Below are 20,027 nucleotides of genomic sequence, written 5' to 3'. Positions count from 1 at the left end.
GACACCCTTACGAGGAGGCATCAAGTGGTCGACGCGGATCAGACATTCGTCATCGTCGGAGGCGGTCTCGCCGGCGCGAAGGCGGCCGAGACGCTCCGTGCGGAGGGCTTCAGCGGCCGGGTGATACTGATCTGCGACGAACGCGACCACCCCTATGAGCGCCCGCCGCTGTCCAAGGGCTATCTGCTCGGCAAGAAGGAGCGCGACAGCGTCTTCGTGCACGAGCCCGCCTGGTACGCGCAGAACGACATCGAGCTGCACCTCGGCCAGACCGTCGACCGCATCGACCGGGCCGCGAAGACCGTGCGCTTCGGGGACGACGGCACCCTCGTCCGGTACGACAAGCTGCTTCTGGCCACCGGAGCGGAGCCCCGCCGTCTGGACATCCCCGGCACCGACCTCGCGGGCGTGCACCACCTGCGCCGCCTCGCCCACGCCGAGCGGCTCAAGGGCGTCCTCACCGCGCTCGGCCGGGACAACGGCCATCTCGTGATCGCGGGCGCCGGCTGGATCGGCCTGGAGGTCGCGGCGGCGGCCCGCACCTACGGCGCCGAGGTCACCGTCATCACGAGGGCGCCGACCCCGCTGCACAGCGTCCTCGGGCCCGAGCTGGGCAACGTCTTCGCCGAGCTGCACCGCGCCCACGGCGTCCGCTTCCGCTTCGGCGTGCAGCTCACCGAGATCGTCGGCCAGGACGGCATGGTCCTCGCGGCCCGCACCGACGACGGCGAGGAGCACCCGGCCCACGACGTCCTCGCGGCGATCGGCGCCGTACCGCGCACGGGCCTGGCGAAAGCGGCCGGGCTGGAGCTGGCCGACCCGGCGCAGGGCGGCGGCGTCGTGGTGGACGAGCGGCTGCGGACGTCCGACCCCGACATCCACGCGGCCGGTGATGTCGCCGCCTTCCCGCACGCCCTCTTCGGCACCAGGCTCCGGGTGGAGCACTGGGCCAACGCCCTGAACGGCGGCCCGGCCGCCGCCCGCGCGATGCTCGGCCAGGACGTGACCTACGACCGGGTGCCGTACTTCTTCACCGACCAGTACGACCTCGGGATGGAGTACAGCGGCTGGGCACCGCCGGGGTCCTACGACGAGGTGGTCATCCGGGGGGACGCGGGCAAGCGGGAGTTCATCGCGTTCTGGGTGAAGGAGGGGAGGGTGCTGGCCGGGATGAACGTGAACGTGTGGGATGTCACAGAGCCGATCCAGCGACTGATCCGCTCCGCGGCGCCGGTGGATCTGGAGGCGCTGGGCGATCCCCATGTGCCGCTGGAGTCGCTGACCGCCTAGGCGCCTGCTCCGTCCGGCGTTTCGCGGGCGCGGGGTGGTCCGTCGCCGGTCGCGCCCGCGCGGCGGAGCGGCACGGCGCATACGGCCCCGCGCACCTGCCGGGCGCCGCACGTGCCCCTGGTGTGTCGGTCCGCCCCCGTAGAATCACCTCGTGGCAGGACGGATCAACGACGAGGACGTGAAGGCGGTTCGGGACGCGGTTCCGATCGACGCCGTGGTCTCCGAGTACCTCCAGCTGCGCAACGCCGGTGGCGGCAATCTCAAGGGGCTGTGCCCCTTCCACGACGAGAAGTCGCCGTCCTTCCAGGTCAGCCCGAGCAAGGGACTCTTCCACTGCTTCGGCTGCCAGGAGGGCGGCGACACCATCACCTTCGTCATGAAGGTGGACCACCTCTCCTTCTCGGAGGTGGTCGAGCGGCTGGCCGCCCAGGCCGGCATCACCCTGCGCTACGAGGAGGGCGGGTACAACCCGGCCCACCAGCGCGGCGAGCGCATCCGCCTGGTCGAGGCGCACAAGACCGCCGCCCAGTGGTACGCCGAGCAGCTCGCCACCGGCCCCGAAGCCGAGACCGGCCGGCTCTTCCTCGCCGAGCGCGGCTTCGACCAGGCCGCCGCCGTCCACTTCGGCGTCGGCTACAGCCCCCAGGGCTGGGACCACCTCACCCGCTATCTGCGCGGCAAGGGTTTCACCGACAAGGAGCTGATCCTCTCCGGGCTCTCCCAGGAGGGCCGCCGGGGCCCGATCGACCGGTTCCGGGGCCGTCTGATGTGGCCCATCCGGGACATCGGCGGCGACGTCGTCGGCTTCGGCGCCCGCAAGCTCTACGAGTCGGACAACGGCCCGAAGTACCTGAACACGCCCGAGACGGCGATCTACAAGAAGAGCCAGGTCCTCTACGGCATCGACCTCGCCAAGCAGCACATCGCCAAGAGCAGCAGGGCCGTCGTCGTCGAGGGCTACACGGACGTCATGGCCTGCCACCTCGCCGGTGTCACCACGGCCATCGCCACCTGCGGTACGGCCTTCGGCGGCGAGCACATCAGGATCCTGCGCCGTCTCCTCATGGACAACGGCTCGGCCCGCGTGATCTTCACCTTCGACGGTGACGCGGCCGGCCAGAAGGCGGCCCTGCGCGCCTTCGAGGACGACCAGAAGTTCGCCGCCGAGACGTACATCGCCATCGCCCCGGACGGCATGGACCCCTGCGAGCTGCGCCTGGCCAAGGGCGACGAGGCGGTCGCCGACCTGGTCGAACCCCGCACCCCGCTCTTCGAGTTCGCGCTGCGCCAGATCGTCGCCCGCTACGACCTGGACACCCCCGCGGGCCGCGCCGCCGCCCTGGACGAGGCCGCGCCGATCGTCGCCCGCATCAAGAACAGCGGCGCCCAGCACGAGGTCGCCGTCGAGCTGGCCGGCATGCTCGGCATCCTCGACACCCAGTTCGTGGTCAAGCGGGTGGCCCAGCTGGCCCGCTGGGCCCGCGACCGCGGCGGCAAGGGCGGCCCGCAGCAGCCCGGCACCCCCCAGCAGCAGTGGGGGTCCGGCCCCCGCACCGCCCCCTCCGGCCCGGCCCTCACCCTGCGCAACCCCGTCTTCGCCGCCGAACGCGAACTCCTCAAACTCGCCCTCCAGCGGCCCGACCTGGTCTCCCCGGCGGTCGACGCCTACGGCGTGGACGAGTTCACCGCCCCTCCCTACGCCGCCGTACGCCAGGCGATCGCGGAGGCGGGCGGCGCCGAGTACGGCGTCCAGGACGCGCAGGAGTACCTGGTCCGCGTCCGCGAGGCCGCGCCCGACGACACCGTCCGCGCGATGGTCACCGAGCTGGCCGTCGAGCCGATCATGCGCCGCACCGTGGACGAGACCTACGCCGGCACGGTCCTGGTGCAGATCCGCCGCCGCGCCGTGGAGCGCCGTATCCATGACATCCAGTCCCAGCTGACCCGCCTGTCCACCGGCGGCGACCCCGCCCAGCTGGCCGCCGTGCAGAACGAGATGTGGGTCCTGCAGCAGTACGACCAGGCGCTGCGGGTACGGGGCGCGGAAGCGCTGTAGGGCGTCCCGGGCGCCGCCGACGGCGGGGCTCGCCGTCCCCGCGGCCGTCGGCGATAGCGGATCTCGCCGCCCACCGCGGCTCTCCGTGACGGCGGGGCTCGCCGCCCACCGCGGCTCTCCCTGTCGGCGGGGCTCGCCGCCCACCGCGGCTCTCCCTGTCGGCGGGGCTCGCCGCCCACCGCGGCTCTCCGCGACGGCAGGTCTCCTCTGCCGCCGTGGCCCTCCGTGACGGTGGAGCTCGTCGGCCGCCGCGTCCCTCCGGGCGCGTGTCCCCGGTCCTCCCTGCGCGCGTCCCCGGCCCTCCGGGTGCGTGATTTCCGGCACCGTGCAGGTGATCCCGGTTCTCCGGCGGGTGATCCCCGGCTCTCCGGCGCGTGATCCCCGGCCCGGTCACCAGCGGGTCACGGACCGGATGCAAAAAGTCACCGCACGCCCCTCGTGGCGGGGATGTGTCTTACTCCACACTGGGGGCGGTGCCCGAGTCCTCGGAGCGCAGGCCGTCGACTCTCCGCCCCCGAAGTACCGCTGCCGCACACCTTGAGCAGCGATCATCCTGGAGGTCGCCCCCGTGCAGACCCAGACCCTCGCCCAGACCGACAGCAACACCGGCACCACCGCCGACGAGGCGGACGCCGAGAGCGACGTCCTCACGGCCGTGCCGCCGCAGAGCCGTGCCCGCCGCCACCCGGAGACGGCCCAGGAGGCCGTCCCGGACGCGACCGCGGCAGGGACCCCGGCGGCACACCCCGAGGCGGCCGGCGAACCGGACCCGCCCGCCGGGGCGCTCACGGAGGAACCGGACGAGGCCGGCGCGCCGGAGGAGCCCGCCGAGCCCGCCGAGGTCCCGCCCGCCGCCCGGGCCGAAACCGGCGGCCCGTCCTCGGACCTGTTCCGCCAGTACCTGCGCGAGATCGGGCGCATCCCGCTGCTCACCGCGGCCGAGGAGGTCGAACTGGCCCGCCGGGTCGAAGCCGGGCTCTTCGCCGAGGAGAGGCTGAGCACCGCCGCGGACCTGGACAGCCAGCTCGCGCTCGACCTGGACCGGCTCGTCGTCATGGGCCGGATGGCCAAGCGCCGCCTGATCGAGGCCAACCTGCGGCTCGTCGTGTCCGTCGCCAAGCGGTACGTCGGCCGGGGCCTGACCATGCTCGACCTGGTCCAGGAGGGCAACCTCGGGCTCATCAGGGCGGTGGAGAAGTTCGACTACGCCCGCGGCTACAAGTTCTCCACCTACGCCACCTGGTGGATCCGGCAGGCCATGTCCCGCGCCCTGGCCGACCAGGCGCGCACCATCCGCGTTCCCGTGCACGTCGTCGAACTCATCAACCGGGTCGTGCGCGTCCAGCGCCGCATGCTCCAGGAACGCGGGTACGAGCCGACGCCCGAGGAGGTCGCCGCCCACCTCGAACTGCCGCCCGAGCGCGTCTGCGAGGTGCTGCGGCTCGCCCAGGAGCCGGTGTCCCTGCACGCCCCGGTCGGCGAGGAGGACGACGTGGCCCTCGGTGACCTCATCGAGGACGGCGACGCCGCGAGTCCCGTCGAGTCGGCCGCGTTCCTGCTGCTCAGGCAGCACCTGGAGGCCGTGCTGTCCACGCTCGGCGAGCGTGAGCGCAAGGTCGTCCAGCTTCGGTACGGGCTGGCCGACGGGCGTCCTCGCACCCTGGAGGAGATCGGGCGCCTGTTCGGCGTGACGCGGGAGCGGATACGGCAGATCGAGTCCAAGACCCTGAACAAACTCAGGGACCACGCCTTCGCGGACCAGCTGCGCGGATACCTGGACTGATCCGGCGCCGCCCCGGGTGACACCGCCGCCTCGCGGTCCGTCGCCGGGTGCGGGGTGCGGGGTGCGGGTGCGGGTGCGTGGGGGCTCGTCGCGCAGTTCCCCGCGCCCCTGGGGGGTGCCGTCCTGTGGGCGGTGTGGTTGTGGGTGGTTGTGTGTTCCCCGCGGCCCTTCGGGTGCGGGGAAGGCTGTCGGCGCGGGCGAGGAAGTTCCCGCCCGCGCCGGTTCTTGGCAGCCGCTCAGTCCACCTCGGCCACTGCCTGCGCGAACTGCGCCTTGTACAGCCGGGCATACGCCCCGTCGCCGGCCAGCAGTTCCGCGTGTGCGCCCTGTTCGACGATCGAGCCGTTCTCCATCACCAGGATCGTGTCCGCGTCCCGGATGGTGGAGAGCCGGTGCGCGATGACGAACGACGTCCGCCCGTGGGCGAGTTTGGCCATCGCCTTCTGGATCAGCACCTCGGTGCGGGTGTCGACGGAGCTGGTCGCCTCGTCGAGCACCAGGATCACCGGGTCGGACAGGAACGCCCGCGCGATGGTGATGAGCTGCTTCTCACCCGCGCTGACGCCCGTGCCCTCGTCGTCGATGACGGTGTCGTAGCCCTCGGGGAGGGTGCGGACGAACCGGTCGGCGTGAGCCGCCCGCGCCGCCTCCTCGATCTCGCCCCGGGTGACCTCGCGCGCGGCGCCGTACGCGATGTTCTCCGCGATGGTGCCGCCGAACAGCCAGGTGTCCTGGAGCACCATGCCGATCCCGGCGCGCAGTTCGTCCCGGGACATCTTCCGGATGTCCACGCCGTCGAGGGTGATGCGCCCGCCGGACACGTCGTAGAACCGCATCAGCAGGTTGACCAGGGTGGTCTTGCCCGCCCCGGTCGGGCCGACGATCGCGACCGTGTGGCCGGGTTCGACCTTCAGCGACAGGTCCTCGATCAGCGGCTTCTCGGGGTCGTACCGGAAGGTCACGCCCTCCAGCGCCACCCGCCCGCGCAGCTCGGCCGGCCGCTCGCCCGGCACCGGATCAGCCTCCTGCTCCTCCGCGTCCAGGAGTTCGAAGATCCGCTCGGCCGAGGCGACACCCGACTGCACCAGGTTCGCCATCGACGCGACCTGCGTCAGCGGCATCGAGAACTGCCGCGAGTACTGGATGAAGGCCTGGACGTCACCGATGGACAGCGCGCCCGACGCGACCCGCAGACCGCCGACCACGGCGACCAGCACATAGTTCAGGTTCGACACGAACATCATCAGCGGCTGCATCACACCGCTGTTGAACTGCGCCTTGAACGCGGCCTCGTACAGCGCCTCGTTCTGCTCGGCGAACTGCTGGGCGGACTCCTCCTGCCGGCCGAACACCTTCACCAGGGTGTGCCCGGTGTACATCTCCTCGACGTGCGCGTTCAGCTTGCCGGTGGAGCGCCACTGCTGCACGAAGTGCGGCTGCGACCGCTTGCCGATCCGGGTGGCGACGACGAACGACAGCGGCACGGTCACCAGCGCGACCAGCGCCAGCAGCCAGGACACCCAGAACATCATCACGAGCACGCCGATGATGGTCAGCACCGAGTTGATCAGCTGGCCCATCGACTGCTGGAGCGTCTGCCCGATGTTGTCGATGTCGTTGGTGGCCCGGGAGAGCACCTCGCCGCGCCGGCTCTTGTCGAAGTAGGACAGCGGCAGCCGCGACAGCTTCCCCTGCACGTCCTCGCGCAGCCGGTACATCGTGCGGTTCACGGCCCGGTTGGTCAGCCGGGTGGCGACCGCCATCAGCAGACCGGCGACCAGGAAGGTGCCGAGCGCGAGCAGCAGCACGTTCCCGACGGCATCGAAGTCGATGCCCTGGCCGGGGGTGAAGTCGGTGCTCTGCAGCATGTCCGCGATCCGGCCCCGGCCGTGGTCGCGCATCGACTGGAGCACCTGCGCCTTGGTGGCCCCGGCCGGCATCTGCTTGCCGATGATGCCTGCGAAGATCAGGTCGGTGGCCCTGCCGAGGATCTTCGGGCCGATCACGCTCAGGGCCACGCTGACGACCACGCACAGCAGCAGGCCGTAGAGGGTGATCCGTTCCGGTTTGAACTGGGCGACGAGCCGCTTGCCCGACGCCTTGAAGTCCATCGAGCGCTGGTCGGGGCCGCCCCCGGCCATCATGCGTCCCATGGGCCCGGCCATCAGGCGGCCTCCGCTTCCGTCAGCTGGGAGAGCACGATCTCCCGGTAGGTCTCATTGGTCGTCATCAGCTCGTGATGCCCGCCGGAGCCCACCACCCGGCCCTCGTCCAGGACGATGATGCGGTCGGCGTCGCGGATGGTCGCCACCCGCTGGGCGACGATCACCACGGTGGCGTCGGCGGTCTCGCGGGCGAGCGCGCTGCGCAGGGCCGCGTCGGTGGCGTAGTCGAGGGCGGAGAAGGAGTCGTCGAAGAGGTAGATCTCCGGACGCTGGACCAGTGTGCGGGCGATGGCGAGCCGCTGCCGCTGGCCGCCGGAGACGTTCGTGCCGCCCTGCGCGATCGGCGCGTTCAGCCCGCCCTCCAGCTTCTGCACGAAGTCCTTGGCCTGCGCCACCTCCAGAGCGTGCCACAACTCCTCGTCGGTGGCGTCCGGATTGCCGTAGCGCAGGTTGGTCGCGACCGTGCCCGCGAACAGGTACGGCTTCTGCGGCACGAGCCCGACCGTCTTCGCGAGCAGCAGGGGCTCGACCTCCTGGACGTCCACGCCGTCGACCAGCACCTCGCCCTCGGTGGCGTCGAACAGCCGCGGGACCAGCCCCAGCAGTGTCGACTTGCCGCTGCCGGTGGAGCCGATCACGGCGGTCGTCTCGCCCGGCCGGGCCACCACGTCGATGGACTTCAGCACCGGCTCCTCGGCACCCGGATAGCGGAAGCCGGCGCCCCGGATCTCCAGATGACCGTGCCGGGGCAGTTCGACGACCGGTGCGAGCGGCGGGACCACGCTGGAGTCGGTCCCCATGACCTCCTGGATGCGCTCGGCGCAGACCTCCGCGCGCGGCACCATCATGAACATGAAGGTGGCCATCATCACGGACATGACGATCTGCATCAGATAGGCGAGGAACGCGGTCAGGTCACCGATCTGCATCCCGCCGCTGTTGATGCGGTGTGCGCCGAACCAGACCACCGCGATCGACGACACGTTCACCGTCGTCATCACGATCGGGAACATCAGGGCGAGCATCCGGCCGGTGGCCAGCTGCATCTCGGTCAGATCACCGTTCGCCTTCCCGAATCGGCCCTGCTCGTACTCGTCGCGGACGAAGGCGCGGATCACCCGGTTGCCGGTGATCTGCTCGCGCAGCACCCGGTTGACCGTGTCGAGGCGGACCTGCATGGACCGGAACAGCGGCCGCAGCCGGCGCACGATCAGCGTCACGGAGATACCGAGCACCGGGACGACGGCGACGAGGACCCCGGACAGCGGAACGTCCAGGCCGAGCGCGAGCACGATGCCGCCGACGCACATGATGGGCGCCGACACCATCAGGGTGAACGTCATCAGGACCAGCATCTGGACCTGCTGGACGTCGTTCGTCGTACGGGTGATGAGCGACGGCGCTCCGAAGTGCCCCACCTCACGGGCGGAGAAGGACTGCACGCGGTCGAAGACCGCGGCGCGCATGTCCCGGCCGAGCGCCGAGGCGGTCCGGGCGCCGTAGTACACGGCGCCGATGTTGCACACGACCTGCGCCAGCGAGATGCCGATCATCAGGCCACCGAAGGACAGGATGTAACCCGTGTCACCCTTCACGACGCCCTTGTCGATGATGTGCGCGTTCAGGGTGGGCAGGTACAGCGTGGCGCAGGTCTGCAGGAACTGCAGCAGCACCAGGACGGCTATGGGTTTCTTGTAGGGCCTGAGATAGGTCCGCAGAAGTCGTATGAGCACGCTACGTCTCTCGGAGTCGGCGGTGAGGGCTCGTCGGTGTGCCCTTGGCCCCTATCGTCCGACACTCCACCGGTGTTACCTCAACCCATTAACCCGACCGATGAACCCCGCACCCCGTCGACCAGGGAGGTCGGGGGCGGTCAGGAAGTGAACGGAGCGGGCTCCGGGGGCGGTACGGCGGGTGTCTTCAGGGGGCTGGACGGCGGGGGTGCTCAGGAGCTGGACGGCGGGGGTGCTCAGGAGCTGAACGGAGCGGGCTTCAGGGGCGGAACGCGCCGGGGTGGGTCTGCTCCCGCACGGAGGCGAACTGCTGCCGCACGGCCTGACCGACGGCAAGTTCGTCACCCGGGTCCAGAATCTGCGCGGCCGCGCCCTGCCAGGCCGGCGGGGTGCGCGGGTCGAGTGTGCCCTGCGACACACCGAGCGCCCAGGCGGCCTGACGGGCCGCGCCGATCGCCGCGTAGTCCGCGGGCTGCGGCACGACGACCTGCGCACCGAACAGCGAGGGCGCCGCGGACTGCACGGCCGACAGCTCGGCGGCCTGGCCGAGCAGGAAGACCCGCCGCACGTCCACGCCCCGCCCGCGCAGCACGTCCAGCGCGTCGGCGAGTCCGCACAGCATGCCCTCGAACGCGGCCCGCGCCAGATGCTCCGGCTTCATCGACTCGCGCCGCAGCCCGGCGAGCGTCCCCGCGGTGTGCGGCAGATGCGGCGTCCGCTCTCCCTCCAGATAGGGGAGGAACACCAGCCCGTGGGACCCCGGCGTCGACTTCATCGCCAGGTCGGACAGGCTCTCCAGGTCCGGCAGCCCGAGGAGTTCGGCGGTGCCGCGCAGGGTGCGTACGGCGTTGAGGGTGGTGACGACCGGCAGGTGCATGCCGGTGGCGTCGGCGAGCGAGGTGATCATCCCGGACTGGTCGGCGAGCGCCTCCGGATGCACGGCCATCACGGAGCCGGAGGCCCCGAGCGAGACGACGGCGTCCCCCAGCCCTATCCCGAGCCCGAACGCGGCGGCCATGGTCTCGCCGGTCCCGGCGGAGATCAGCAGCCCCTCCGGGGTCGTACCGGCCGCGTCCGAGGGGCCGATCACCTCGGGCAGCATCGCCTGGTGGCCGAGCGCCAGCTCGACCAGGTCGGGCCGGTAGCCGCCGGTGGCGGCGGACCAGTACCCGGTGCCGGAGGCGCCGCCGCGGTCGGTGGTCCTGCGCACGGGGCGCCCGAGCAGCTGCCACACCAGCCAGTCGTGGGCCTGCAGCAGCGCGGCCGTGCGCAGCGCGTTCTCCGGTTCGCTCTTCGCGAGCCAGCGCAGCTTGGTCACGGGCTGCGCGGCCTGCGGAACGGAGCCGACCGCCTGCGCCCAGGCCTCCCTGCCGCCGAGCGCGTCGACCAGGTCGGCCGCCGCGACCTGCGCCCGCTTGTCACCGCCGACCAGCGCCGGACGCACGGTGTTGCCCTGTGCGTCCAGCGGGATCAGTGCGTTCTGCTGTGCGGAGACGCCGATGGCCTGCACACGCTCCAGCAGGCCGCCCCCCGCGGCCTCGCCCAGGGACAGCAGCCAGGCCTGCGGGTCCACGTCACTGGGCCGTCCGCTGCCGCCTTCCGGCGCGTCGACCGGATGCGGGGCGTACCCCTGGCGGAGCACGGCACCCGTGTCCGCGTCACAGACCACGATGCGCGTGAAATCGGGCGAGCTGTCCAACCCGGCGACTATCCCCATGGCCAAAATTCTGCCGCATCGCGGCGCTTGCTTCTGCCGTGGGCGCCTTCTCGCCGTGGGGGGTGCCCGTCAGCGGGCGGGTGCGGGTCCGTCGTGGCTGGTCGCACGGTCCCCGTGCCCCTCAGGGGGTGACTCTGTCCCGTGCCGGGAAGGAACCGCTCACGTGTTGCTCGTGCCCCAGTCGTCCTCTTCCGTGCCGTTGATGGTGCGCTCCCTCAGGGAGCGGACCCGGTCGGCGACGGATGCCGGGACCCGCTCGCCGACCCGGTCGCTGACCGTGTGGAAGGCCTTGCCGGCGTAGACGCGGCCCTGCTGGGCGGCCGTCTCGGCGGTGTTGCGGACGGCAGGGTTCTGGGCGATCCGGCGGGCGGACTTCTTCAGCTGCTCGTAGCGCTCGCGTCCGGCCCGCGTGCCCAGTACGTAACCCAGGGCCAGTCCGGCGACGAATGTGAGCCGGTAGCGCATGGATGCCACCCTTCCCTTGCGTAGGTTTCCGGCGCGGCGTCGGGGCCGGGGAGTACCGATTGGCGGAGCACCCCCCTGCTTGCGCTAATGTATGTGTCGCAGCGAGCGCCCGCCCCCTGGCGAATACCCAGGTAGCTACGTTCGATGCAACGAAGCGATCCTCCGTAGCTCAATTGGCAGAGCAGCCGGCTGTTAACCGGCAGGTTACTGGTTCGAGTCCAGTCGGGGGAGCTTCGATCCTCCGTAGCTCAATTGGCAGAGCAGCCGGCTGTTAACCGGCAGGTTACTGGTTCGAGTCCAGTCGGGGGAGCGCACTGATCGAGGACCCCTCCGGGGTCCTTTTTCATGTTCGCGGGAACCATCGCGGGTGCTGCGAAGTCCTCAAGGTCAGGAAGCAGCGCAGAAGCCGACCATCCGAAGCAGGAGATCGTATGAGCGGCTATGCTGCGGCAGACGGCGCGCACACTTGTACGCGACACGCCGCGATGGGGCGGTAGCTCAGCCGGTTAGAGCAGCGGACTCATAATCCGTCGGCCGTGGGTTCGAGTCCCACCCGCCCCACCAGGCACTGCAGCCGCAGAAACGATGTGACGTGCGGTGACGCCAGGACGATGGTCGCCACGCCGCAGTGGCGGCCACCGTTCACCCGCCGGGACCAGGAAGAGCCGCGGCGGCAGGGAAGCGGACGTCCCCACTTCGGCAGCGACGGCGGTGGTTCCGTCGGCAGCGCGGCCCGTCCCGCCGGCCCGGTATCCGTCGTAGTGCCTGTTCCTGTCGCACTGCCCGTCGTCCGTCGTCGTATCCGTCGACGGGACGCGTACTCCGGGTGCTTCTCGTGGAACTTTTCCTTCCGGGTGTGCGAATGCGGCTGCGCGAGCCGCGCGTTGCCGGCGCCGCCGCAATGCGATGAGCCGGTGCGCGACGGGCGAAGGAATCGATGGCGTACTTCCTCCGGCGGGCTGCTCTCTTTCCGGTGCGTTCATGCACGGCGCCCGGCTCACGTTCGGATGAATGTGGGTGCTCGCGCGTTCGGCGTTTCACCCACACCGGTGAATATGCCAGATGAATGGGCGTCCGTGGGGCTTCCGTGGAAAAGCGTTTCCTTGCAGGGCGTGGACTACGGTGGGACGTTCCGCCGAATCGATCATGCCTTGTCCACAGGCATTGCCGGGTGATTGCCGGGCGCGCAGAATCCTCCGGCAAGCGACAGTGCCATAGGGGAGGTACGCCCATGCCAGGTTCCGATTCCGACCCGCCACCGGTGAGCGCGGACGGCAGGACCCTGCTCGACGTCGGTGACGCGCCACACGCGGTGGTCCCGCCCTTACCCGCCGACCGGGACCCGGTCGCCGCGCACTACTGCAGGACCCTGGAGCAGGTCCGCGCGGCCGACCACGACATCGTGATCGTCGGGGGCGGCGCGGTCGGCGCCGCCGTCCTCGACCGACTGATGCAGCGGACGCAGAGCGCGGCCCTGCGGGTGCTCGTGCTCGAAAAGGGAAGTTTCCTTCTTCCCGAACACGTGCAGAATCTTCATCCCCGATATCAGCGTCTGATGAAGGACGCCGTCGCCCGGCCGTGGCGCCGCGCCGCCGGCACGACATTCGATCTCGCACCGCAGATCCCTTATCTGGGCGGCCGCGCGCAATTCTGGAGCACCTGGATTCCCCGGCCGAGCGATGAGCAAATGAGCGGCTGGCCGAAATCGGTCAAGGATTCCCTCGGGCTCTACTGGGATTCGGCCGACCGGTTCCTGGGTGCCGTCCATCCCCGTCATATGGGTGAACAGTTCACGGTGTTCCAGCCAAGGCTGCGGGAACGGCTCCAGGCGAAGCTCGGCGGCATCGGGCATTTCCCGGCCGGGATCCAGGCCCCGGACCTGGAGGTGCCGCTCGCCTCGCGGGCGACCACCTCCTCGCTCGGCTACCGCAAGTTCAGCCCCGTTCCCGTACTGATCGAGCTCACCGAGTCGTTCCCCCGGCAGGTGGACGTCGTCACCGGGTGCGAGGTGCTGGAGATCCGGCACGACGCACCGGCCGACGGCGCGGCGGGGCCCGGGTGCCGGGCGACCGAGATCTCCACCACCCAGGGAGTGCTCAGGCTGGGACCACGCACCGCCCTGGTGCTGGCCAACGGCATCGTCGAGCCCACCGGGCTGCTGCTCGACTCCTTCGCCGACGTCCTGCCGCCGTTCGCCGGCACCAACCTGGGCGGACACGTGGCCTCCTGGTTCTCCGCCCGGGTGCCGCGCGCGGCCTGGCCGGGACTGGAGGACAAGGGGCTGCAGGTGGCGTGCATGTACCTGCGTGGCCGGGTCGAGGGGGACGGCGGGCCGCAGGAGGCGCGCGACTTCCACATCCATCTGATGGGTGCCTCCAACCCGTCGCCCGACACCGCCGTCCCGGACCTCTACCGCCTGATCCCCGACTCCTTCGACCAGGAGTTCCTCCAACAGCTCAGCGGCCGCGACCACATCGGCTTCCTCGTCCACTGCCTCGGCGAATGGCGCAGCGGCCCCAAGGACGCCGACGGCAGCCGGGTTTGCACCGACCGGGGCGACACCGTGCTCGCCCTCAGGCCCGGCGAGAGGGACCTCAGGCTCCGCGCGACCATGGACCAGCAGGCCCAGCAGGTCGTCCGGGAGATCCTCGCCGGCGGTCTGAGCGCCTCGCAGATCGAGTACTGGCACCCCGCCGAGGACGGCAGGCCCGGGGCGTGGGAGCCGCGGATTCCCCCCGGCCGGCTCAAGGACGCCCTGGTCCACGAGTCCGGGACCCTGTGGCTGGGAGAGAGCCCCGACGGGTCGGTGACCACCACCGACTGCCGCCTGCACCAGGTCTCCAACGTGTACGTGGGCGGCGCGGCGACGTTCCCCACCTCCGGTTCCTGGAACCCGACCCTGGCCGCGGTCGCCATGGCCCAGCGACTCGCCGACCACCTGCTCGACCGCTGGACGAAGGGGTGGGCATGACCACCGACGACACCATCCCGGCCGACCCCGAACTGCGCCGCTTCGTCGAACTGTCGATGCCCCTCACCGGGTTCGCCACCTACGACCTGTACGGCACCGGCATGGCACAGCTCTACCTCGACACCGCACGCCGTCAGCTCGGCGCAGGCCACCTGACCGCTTTCCTCGACGTCTGGCAGCAGGCCCTGGGAACCCCCGGGGGACCGCAGAGCCTCTCGCCGCTCGACCGGGAGATCGCCCGCGCCCTGACCTACCTCTGGTACACCGGCGGCTGGCCCCGGCTCGCCCCGGCCGCCCACGCGGCGCTGCGCCGCGAGGTGCCCAACACCGAGACCGTCGCCTCGCCCGGCAGTTACCCCGAAGGACTCGTCTGGCGCTCCTTCGCCGGGCACCCGTCCGGAGCCAAGCCACCCGGCTTCGGCACCTGGGCGCTCAAGCCCCCGGACCTGCCGACCGAGCAGGAGATCCGCGAGGAACTGCAGGCCGCCGCCGAGGACCCGTCGGTGCAGACCGCCTGCGCCCCGGCCGCATACCCCGCGCAGGTGACCTCCGGCAGCGTCCCCGCCCATCTGCTGCCCGGGCCGCGCGCCTTTCGTGCCCTGGCCCCGTCCGCCGTTCCGGCCGCCGCCCCGCCGCCGGATGCGGAACCCGAGGAAGCGAGTGAGTGAAGCGATGACCGTGACCACAACGGGTTCCGCCGTCGACGGCCGCCGCTACGACGTCATCGTCGTCGGCAGCGGCTGGGCCGGCAGCCTGCTCGCCCGGCACCTCGGCACCCAGGGCTGGCGGGTCCTCGTCCTGGAGGCCGGCAACGGCGGCACCGACACCTGGGCCGGCTACCAGGACTCCGTCGACACCTTCTCCGGCGCGGTGATCAAGGTGCCCAACGCCGCCTACCGGCCCAACGCCGCCGCCCCGTTCCCCGACGTCCTCGACCTGCACCCCAGCGCCGCCCCGCCCGGCTACACCGCCACCGGACACTTCGTACAGACCGGCCCGCTGCCGTACGGCACCGACTACGTCCGCGCGCTCGGCGGCGCCGCGATGCACTGGCTGGGCGCGACACCGCGGATGCACCCGGAGGACTACGCCACCCGCGACCACTACCGCTACGGGCGCAACTGGCCCCTGACCGCCGCCGAGCTGGAGCGCCACGTCCGCGAGGCCGAGCGGCTCATCGGCTGCGCCGGCGACGCGCGGGCCCAGTGGCACCTCGGGGTCGTCCCGGACGCCGACTACGCCTACCCGATGGAGGAGATCCCCCAGAGCCACCAGGACTGGATGTTCCAGGAAAGGCTCGACGGCTCGGCCGTACGGGACGTCGTGGCCGGCGTCGACTACACGCTCAAGGTGTACGGGCTGCCGCAGGGCCGCAACAGCACCCCCAACCCGCTCTTCGCGGGCGGCCGCGGCTACCGCCCGCGCGGAGCCGTCGGACTGCCCAACTTCGGTGAGCGGTGCGTGGGCAACTCCAGCTGCACCCCCATCTGCCCGGTGCAGGCCAAGTCCTCACCGCTCAGGCTCCAGCGGGACTTCACCGACTCGGTCCATCTCGCCACGCGCTGCGTGGTCAGCCGGGTCCTGCCGGGACGCGGCAACACCGTGCGCGGGGTGGAGTTCCGCGAGTACGGCGATCCCGCCACCCCCGTGAGCACCCCGTACACCGCCGAGGCGGACGTCGTCGTCCTGGCGGCGCACGCCATCGAGAACGCGGTGCTGCTGCTCGCCTCCCACATGGCCAACAGCAGCGGCTACGTCGGATGCCACCTCATGGACCATCCGACCACGCTGGCCTGGGCCAGGATGCCCGAGGGCGAGCCCGTCGGACCGTTCCGCGGCCCCGGGCACACCTCCGGCCTGGAATGCTTCCGGTTCGGCACCGGACGCGGCCGGCGCGCCCCGTTCCGCATCGAGATCGGCAACTGGGGCTGGGGCTGGGCGACCGGCGCCCCCTTCAGCAACGTCGCGGCGATGCTGGGGCTCGGCGGCGACGCCGACGGGGAGATCAAGGACGCGGGCGTCTTCGGCCCGGAGCTGCGCCACCGGCTGGGCGACGAGATCAACCGCCAGGTACAGCTGCAGATCGCCGTGGAGCAGCACGCCGACCCCGCCAACCGCGTCACCATCGATCCGCAAAGACACCGCGACGGCGTGGGCAACCCCCAACCCGTCCTCCACTACGACCTCGACAAACGGGTCAGGGACGGGGTGTTCGCCGCGCGCAAGGTCTCCCAGCTGATCTTCGCGGCGCTCGGCGCGGAGGACTTCACCCAGCACGGCCCGATCGACGGCGTCGCCCCTCTCGGTCACTTCAGGCACCAGGTCGAACCGGGCGGCGAGGAGCTGGACCTGTCGTACCACGGGGCCGGGCACGGCGCGGGCACGCACATCATGGGATCCCGGCCGGCCTCCTCCGTGGTCGACTCCTACCAGCGCACCCACGACCACCCCAACCTCTACGCCGTGGGCTGCGGCAGCATGCCCTCCATCGGCACCAGCAACCCCACACTCACCATGGCCGCACTCGCCCTGCGCAGCGCCGAGCGGATCCACCGCGACCTGGCCGAGCTGCACCAGCCCGTCACCCTGGCGACGGAGGGCACCCGATGATCACCGCCTACGCGCTCTCCGAGGGCGGCCCCCGGCCGCCGGCGACCGTCGCCGAACTCCGCACGTTCCTCCAGGCGGCCTTGGAGGTCGAACACCTCACGATCCCCGTCTACATGACCGGGATGTACACCATCAGGCCGGGCACCAACCGCCAGGCCCACGACACCGTCCGCAGCGTCCTGCTGGAGGAGATGCTGCACCTCACGCTCGCCGCGAACCTGCTCAACGCGGTCGGCGGCACCCCGGACGTCGCCCACCCGCGGTTCGTCGCCGGATACCCCGCACCACTGCCCTTCAGCGACCCGAGCCTGCCGAAGATCCCGCTCCAGCACTTCTCGCCCCAGGCGCTGGACACCTTCATGCTCATCGAGCGCCCCCGCTCGTTCGTGCCCACCCGGCCCGGGCAGACCGGCTGGACGTCCATCGGGCAGTTCTACGACCTCATCCGGCAGGCCCTGATCCAGCTGGAGAGACAACAGCAGCGCGACCACGAGGAGGGCAGGGCGCCGGGCCGCACCATCTTCACCGGGTCCCCGGAACGCCAGGTGGGACCCGAGGACTTCTACAACTCGGGCGGGGAGGTGTTCCCCGTCACCGACCTCAGGAGCGCGCTGCTGGCCGTCGAGGTGATCAGCGACCAGGGCGAGGGCGTCGACGACACCATCTGGGACAGCGACGACACCGTCTTCGGCGAGGACCGCCAGGTCGCCCACTACTTCCGCTTCAAGGAGATCCGGGTGGGCCGCCGCTACGGCAGGTACGACCTGCCGCGCACCGAGCCCAGCGGCCCCCTCATCGACGTCACCTGGGACGACGCGTACGCCATCCACGGGGCGGCGAAGGTGCGGGACTACCCGGCCGGGTCCCAGGTCCGCCGGCACGCCCAGGCCTTCAACGAGCGCTACGCCTACCTGCTCACCCTGCTGGAGCTGGCCTTCACCGGCTCCCCGCTCGCCATGCGGTACGCGGTCCCGGTGATGCTGGAACTGCGCGACCTCTCCGAGCGGCTGTACCGCAACCCCTACCCCGACCCCGACCTGGCGGCGCGGGGTCTGCACGCCGCTCCCACCTTCGAACTCGTGGAGGAGTACTTCGAGGCGGCGCACACCGAGGCCGCCGCAGCCATCCGGGCGCACCGCGCCCTGACCGCCGAGGAGTCCACGCGATGAGCGAGCAGCCGGCCGGCCACGAACTCCCGCCCCTCCCCGAGGGTTTCACCCTGCCCTTCTTCTACGGCGCCTTCACCAACATCGGCTTCGACTACCTGCTGCACGACCCGGACGCGAGGCGGGCGGTGGCCGCCCTGCTCCGCGAGGACCCGGCGGGCAGGCACCTGTCGCCCGCCGTGTTCGAGGGCAGCGTGTGCCTGTCGTTCAACTACCAGCTCTACTTCGCCCAGTTCGGCGGCCAGGCGGCCGTCACACAGGAGATCGAACTCAACGTCGTCGCCCATCCCACCGCCGAGGCCGCCCGGGTCCCGAGGCTCACGTACCCCCAGTACGCGCACGGCGAGGACCAGACCCGCACCCTCGGGTTCTGCCGCATCCACGTGGCGTGCGACAACGACGGTGCCATCACGGCGGGCGTGCGGCTGTTCAACGAGCCCAAGCACAAGGCCGGATTCCAGCACACCCTTCCGGTGCCCAACGCCACCACCGCCGACCCGAAGGCGGCCGACCGGTGGAAGGTGGTCTGCGGGAAGTACGGCACGGCGGCGGCCGACGGCTCCTTCACCCCGGCCGACACCTACTTCTCCTTCGAGGCCGACCTCGGCGGCCTGTCCGCCCGGCCGGTCAGCGCGGCACCGTTCACCGAGTACGGCAGCCGGCGGGTGGACGAGCACGGACCCGGCCCGCACCACCGCCCGCTCGCGGCGCCGCTCAACGTCTTCGCGCCGTACGCCTGGTACGACCTGAGCGACGGCTCGGACCCGGTCGGGCTGACCGTGGGCGGGGCCGATCCCCAACAGGGCCGCAGCAAACCCTTCCTTGACCTGATCGAGGGCCGGAGCCCGGCCGGCGCCTGGGTCTTCCAGTCGCCGCCGGTGGCGGCCCAGAACCGGCCCTACTGGGTCCCGACGGCCTGAGCCCCTAGCGCCGGCGGCGGGACACCGCAACGACCACGGAACGACCCGGTGCGACCGTGGGCTCGCCCCACCGCCGCACCGGGCCCGCCGCCCGGCCCGCCCTTGCCCGGCCGTCGCCCCGTCGCCCGGCTCGGCCCGTCCCTGCCCTCGCCCCATCGCCCGGCCTGTCCCTGCCCGGCCCTCGTCCCGCTGACGGGCGGCCGGCAGGGCCTTCCTCCCGTGTCGTCAACAGCGCGAATCGATGAACGACTTGGGCCCGACCTGGCTTGGACATGCCGTGTCCGGGGCACGCACCTCCTACAAGGAGCCGCCACCGGGCGGTGCCGGCAGGAGGAGGACGTCATGGACCGTCGTATCCGGGTACGTGTCAGTCGTCGGCCCGCCGCCCCGCGCGGGCAGGAGATCGACCGCAGGACGCCCTCGGGGCGCATCCTGCCGTACTGATCACCCGCCGTGGACATGGCGGGCCACCGCCGCGCGCAGTGCCGCACGGAGGTTCACGGGCAGCACGGGGCCGTCCGGCGCCGTGCTCGCGGTGACCGCCACCGCCACCTCGCGCAGTTTGGTGTTGGACCGCTGGGAGGTCTCCCGCAGGATGTCCCACGCCTGTTCGGCACTGCAGGCGTGCGCGGCCATCAGGATGCCGCGCGCCTGGTCGATCACCGGGCGGGAGACGATCGCGTGGCGCAGCTGCTCGATCTCCACACGCAGCCCGTGCAGTTGCTCCGCCCGCTCGCGGGCCACCGGGGAGGCGACGGGGACGGGCGGCCCGGCGGGCGGCGCACACAGCGGATCCTCGGCGGTCAGGCCCACCAGTTCCAGGATCCGGAGCGGCTGGCCCCGCCAGCCCCTGGCCGCGACCGGCACGCCGTGCCGCCGCCCGTACTCGCTCAGCACGTCCAGGCACTCCAGGCCTGCCGTGTCCATGAACGACACGCCCGTCACGTCCAGTTCGACCCGGCGGACGCCCGCCGGCACGGCGGCCAGGGCCGCGGCCAGCGTGTCCGTACAGCCGAGGACCAGCTCCCCGTGCGCGGCGAGGAGAGCGCGGCCCTCCTCGGTCCGGCAGCCGACGACCAGCGCGTCCAGCCGCCCGGCGTGCGGTGCTCGTGCCGCTGAGCTCATGTCTCCCCCCTGCCCGGGTCCTTGTG

General features: G+C 71.6%; 12 protein-coding genes, 3 tRNA genes and 1 pseudogene. 11 read left to right on the top strand and 5 right to left on the bottom strand.

Annotated elements, in window-relative coordinates; all coding sequences use genetic code 11:
- Positions 1 to 24: 24 nt before the first annotated feature.
- The 3 genes and pseudogenes from ACFZCP_RS18785 (at position 25) to ACFZCP_RS18775 (ending at position 5,129) form a co-directional block, all read left to right on the top strand.
- Positions 25 to 1,290, top strand: a complete 1,266-nt coding sequence (locus tag ACFZCP_RS18785) for an FAD-dependent oxidoreductase (RefSeq protein WP_362678752.1) — start codon at positions 25 to 27, stop codon at positions 1,288 to 1,290.
- Between the two features lie 151 nt (positions 1,291 to 1,441).
- A complete protein-coding gene (gene dnaG, locus ACFZCP_RS18780; protein WP_391428154.1) occupies positions 1,442 to 3,346 on the top strand; it encodes a DNA primase in 1,905 nt (634 codons plus the stop codon).
- 447 nt (positions 3,347 to 3,793) lie between these two features.
- A pseudogene (locus ACFZCP_RS18775) lies at positions 3,794 to 5,129 on the top strand (RNA polymerase sigma factor).
- A gap of 236 nt (positions 5,130 to 5,365) precedes the next feature.
- Here the strand turns inward: ACFZCP_RS18775 and ACFZCP_RS18770 are convergent.
- From ACFZCP_RS18770 to ACFZCP_RS18755, 4 genes are all read right to left on the bottom strand, one after another.
- A complete protein-coding gene (locus tag ACFZCP_RS18770) occupies positions 5,366 to 7,294 on the bottom strand; it encodes an ABC transporter transmembrane domain-containing protein (RefSeq protein ID WP_391428153.1) in 1,929 nt (642 codons plus the stop codon).
- Positions 7,294 to 9,027 carry an ABC transporter transmembrane domain-containing protein gene (locus tag ACFZCP_RS18765; RefSeq protein WP_391428152.1) on the bottom strand — a complete coding sequence of 578 codons (1,734 nt, stop codon included), beginning with the start codon at positions 9,025 to 9,027 and terminating at the stop codon, positions 7,294 to 7,296. Before ACFZCP_RS18765 ends, ACFZCP_RS18770 begins: the two co-directional genes overlap by 1 nt.
- Positions 9,028 to 9,286: 259 nt before the next feature.
- On the bottom strand, positions 9,287 to 10,744 hold the full coding sequence (locus tag ACFZCP_RS18760) for an FGGY family carbohydrate kinase (RefSeq protein ID WP_391428151.1): 1,458 nt from the start codon (positions 10,742 to 10,744) through the stop codon (positions 9,287 to 9,289).
- 159 nt (positions 10,745 to 10,903) lie between these two features.
- Positions 10,904 to 11,209 carry a YtxH domain-containing protein gene (locus tag ACFZCP_RS18755; RefSeq protein ID WP_391428150.1) on the bottom strand — a complete coding sequence of 102 codons (306 nt, stop codon included), beginning with the start codon at positions 11,207 to 11,209 and terminating at the stop codon, positions 10,904 to 10,906.
- A gap of 158 nt (positions 11,210 to 11,367) precedes the next feature.
- Here ACFZCP_RS18755 and ACFZCP_RS18750 point away from each other — a divergent pair.
- From ACFZCP_RS18750 to ACFZCP_RS18715, 8 genes are all read left to right on the top strand, one after another.
- Positions 11,368 to 11,440: transfer RNA gene (locus tag ACFZCP_RS18750), tRNA-Asn, on the top strand.
- Between the two features lie 6 nt (positions 11,441 to 11,446).
- Positions 11,447 to 11,519 (top strand) — tRNA-Asn (locus ACFZCP_RS18745).
- A gap of 177 nt (positions 11,520 to 11,696) precedes the next feature.
- Positions 11,697 to 11,773: transfer RNA gene (locus ACFZCP_RS18740), tRNA-Ile, on the top strand.
- 667 nt (positions 11,774 to 12,440) lie between these two features.
- Positions 12,441 to 14,180, top strand: a complete 1,740-nt coding sequence (locus ACFZCP_RS18735; protein WP_391428149.1) for a GMC oxidoreductase — start codon at positions 12,441 to 12,443, stop codon at positions 14,178 to 14,180.
- Positions 14,177 to 14,848: a hypothetical protein gene (locus ACFZCP_RS18730; RefSeq protein ID WP_391428148.1), complete on the top strand. Its 672-nt coding sequence runs from the start codon at positions 14,177 to 14,179 to the stop codon at positions 14,846 to 14,848. Before ACFZCP_RS18735 ends, ACFZCP_RS18730 begins: the two co-directional genes overlap by 4 nt.
- Positions 14,849 to 14,852: 4 nt before the next feature.
- Entirely contained in the window at positions 14,853 to 16,790 is a 1,938-nt protein-coding gene (locus ACFZCP_RS18725) for a GMC oxidoreductase (protein ID WP_391428147.1), read from the top strand.
- Positions 16,787 to 17,959, top strand: a complete 1,173-nt coding sequence (locus ACFZCP_RS18720) for a ferritin-like domain-containing protein (protein ID WP_391428146.1) — start codon at positions 16,787 to 16,789, stop codon at positions 17,957 to 17,959. Before ACFZCP_RS18725 ends, ACFZCP_RS18720 begins: the two co-directional genes overlap by 4 nt.
- Entirely contained in the window at positions 17,956 to 18,876 is a 921-nt protein-coding gene (locus ACFZCP_RS18715) for a hypothetical protein (RefSeq protein ID WP_391428145.1), read from the top strand. Before ACFZCP_RS18720 ends, ACFZCP_RS18715 begins: the two co-directional genes overlap by 4 nt.
- 444 nt (positions 18,877 to 19,320) lie before the next feature.
- On the opposite strand, the gene ACFZCP_RS18710 is transcribed toward ACFZCP_RS18715, so the two are convergent.
- Positions 19,321 to 20,001: an ANTAR domain-containing protein gene (locus ACFZCP_RS18710; protein ID WP_391428144.1), complete on the bottom strand. Its 681-nt coding sequence runs from the start codon at positions 19,999 to 20,001 to the stop codon at positions 19,321 to 19,323.
- Positions 20,002 to 20,027: the final 26 nt, after the last annotated feature.

Origin of the sequence: Streptomyces sp. NPDC007971 (assembly GCF_042958635.1) — a bacterium.
Taxonomy (GTDB): domain Bacteria; phylum Actinomycetota; class Actinomycetes; order Streptomycetales; family Streptomycetaceae; genus Streptomyces.
The sequence above is the reverse complement of the archived record's forward strand: the minus strand, read 5'-3'. Positions and strand labels throughout refer to the sequence as shown.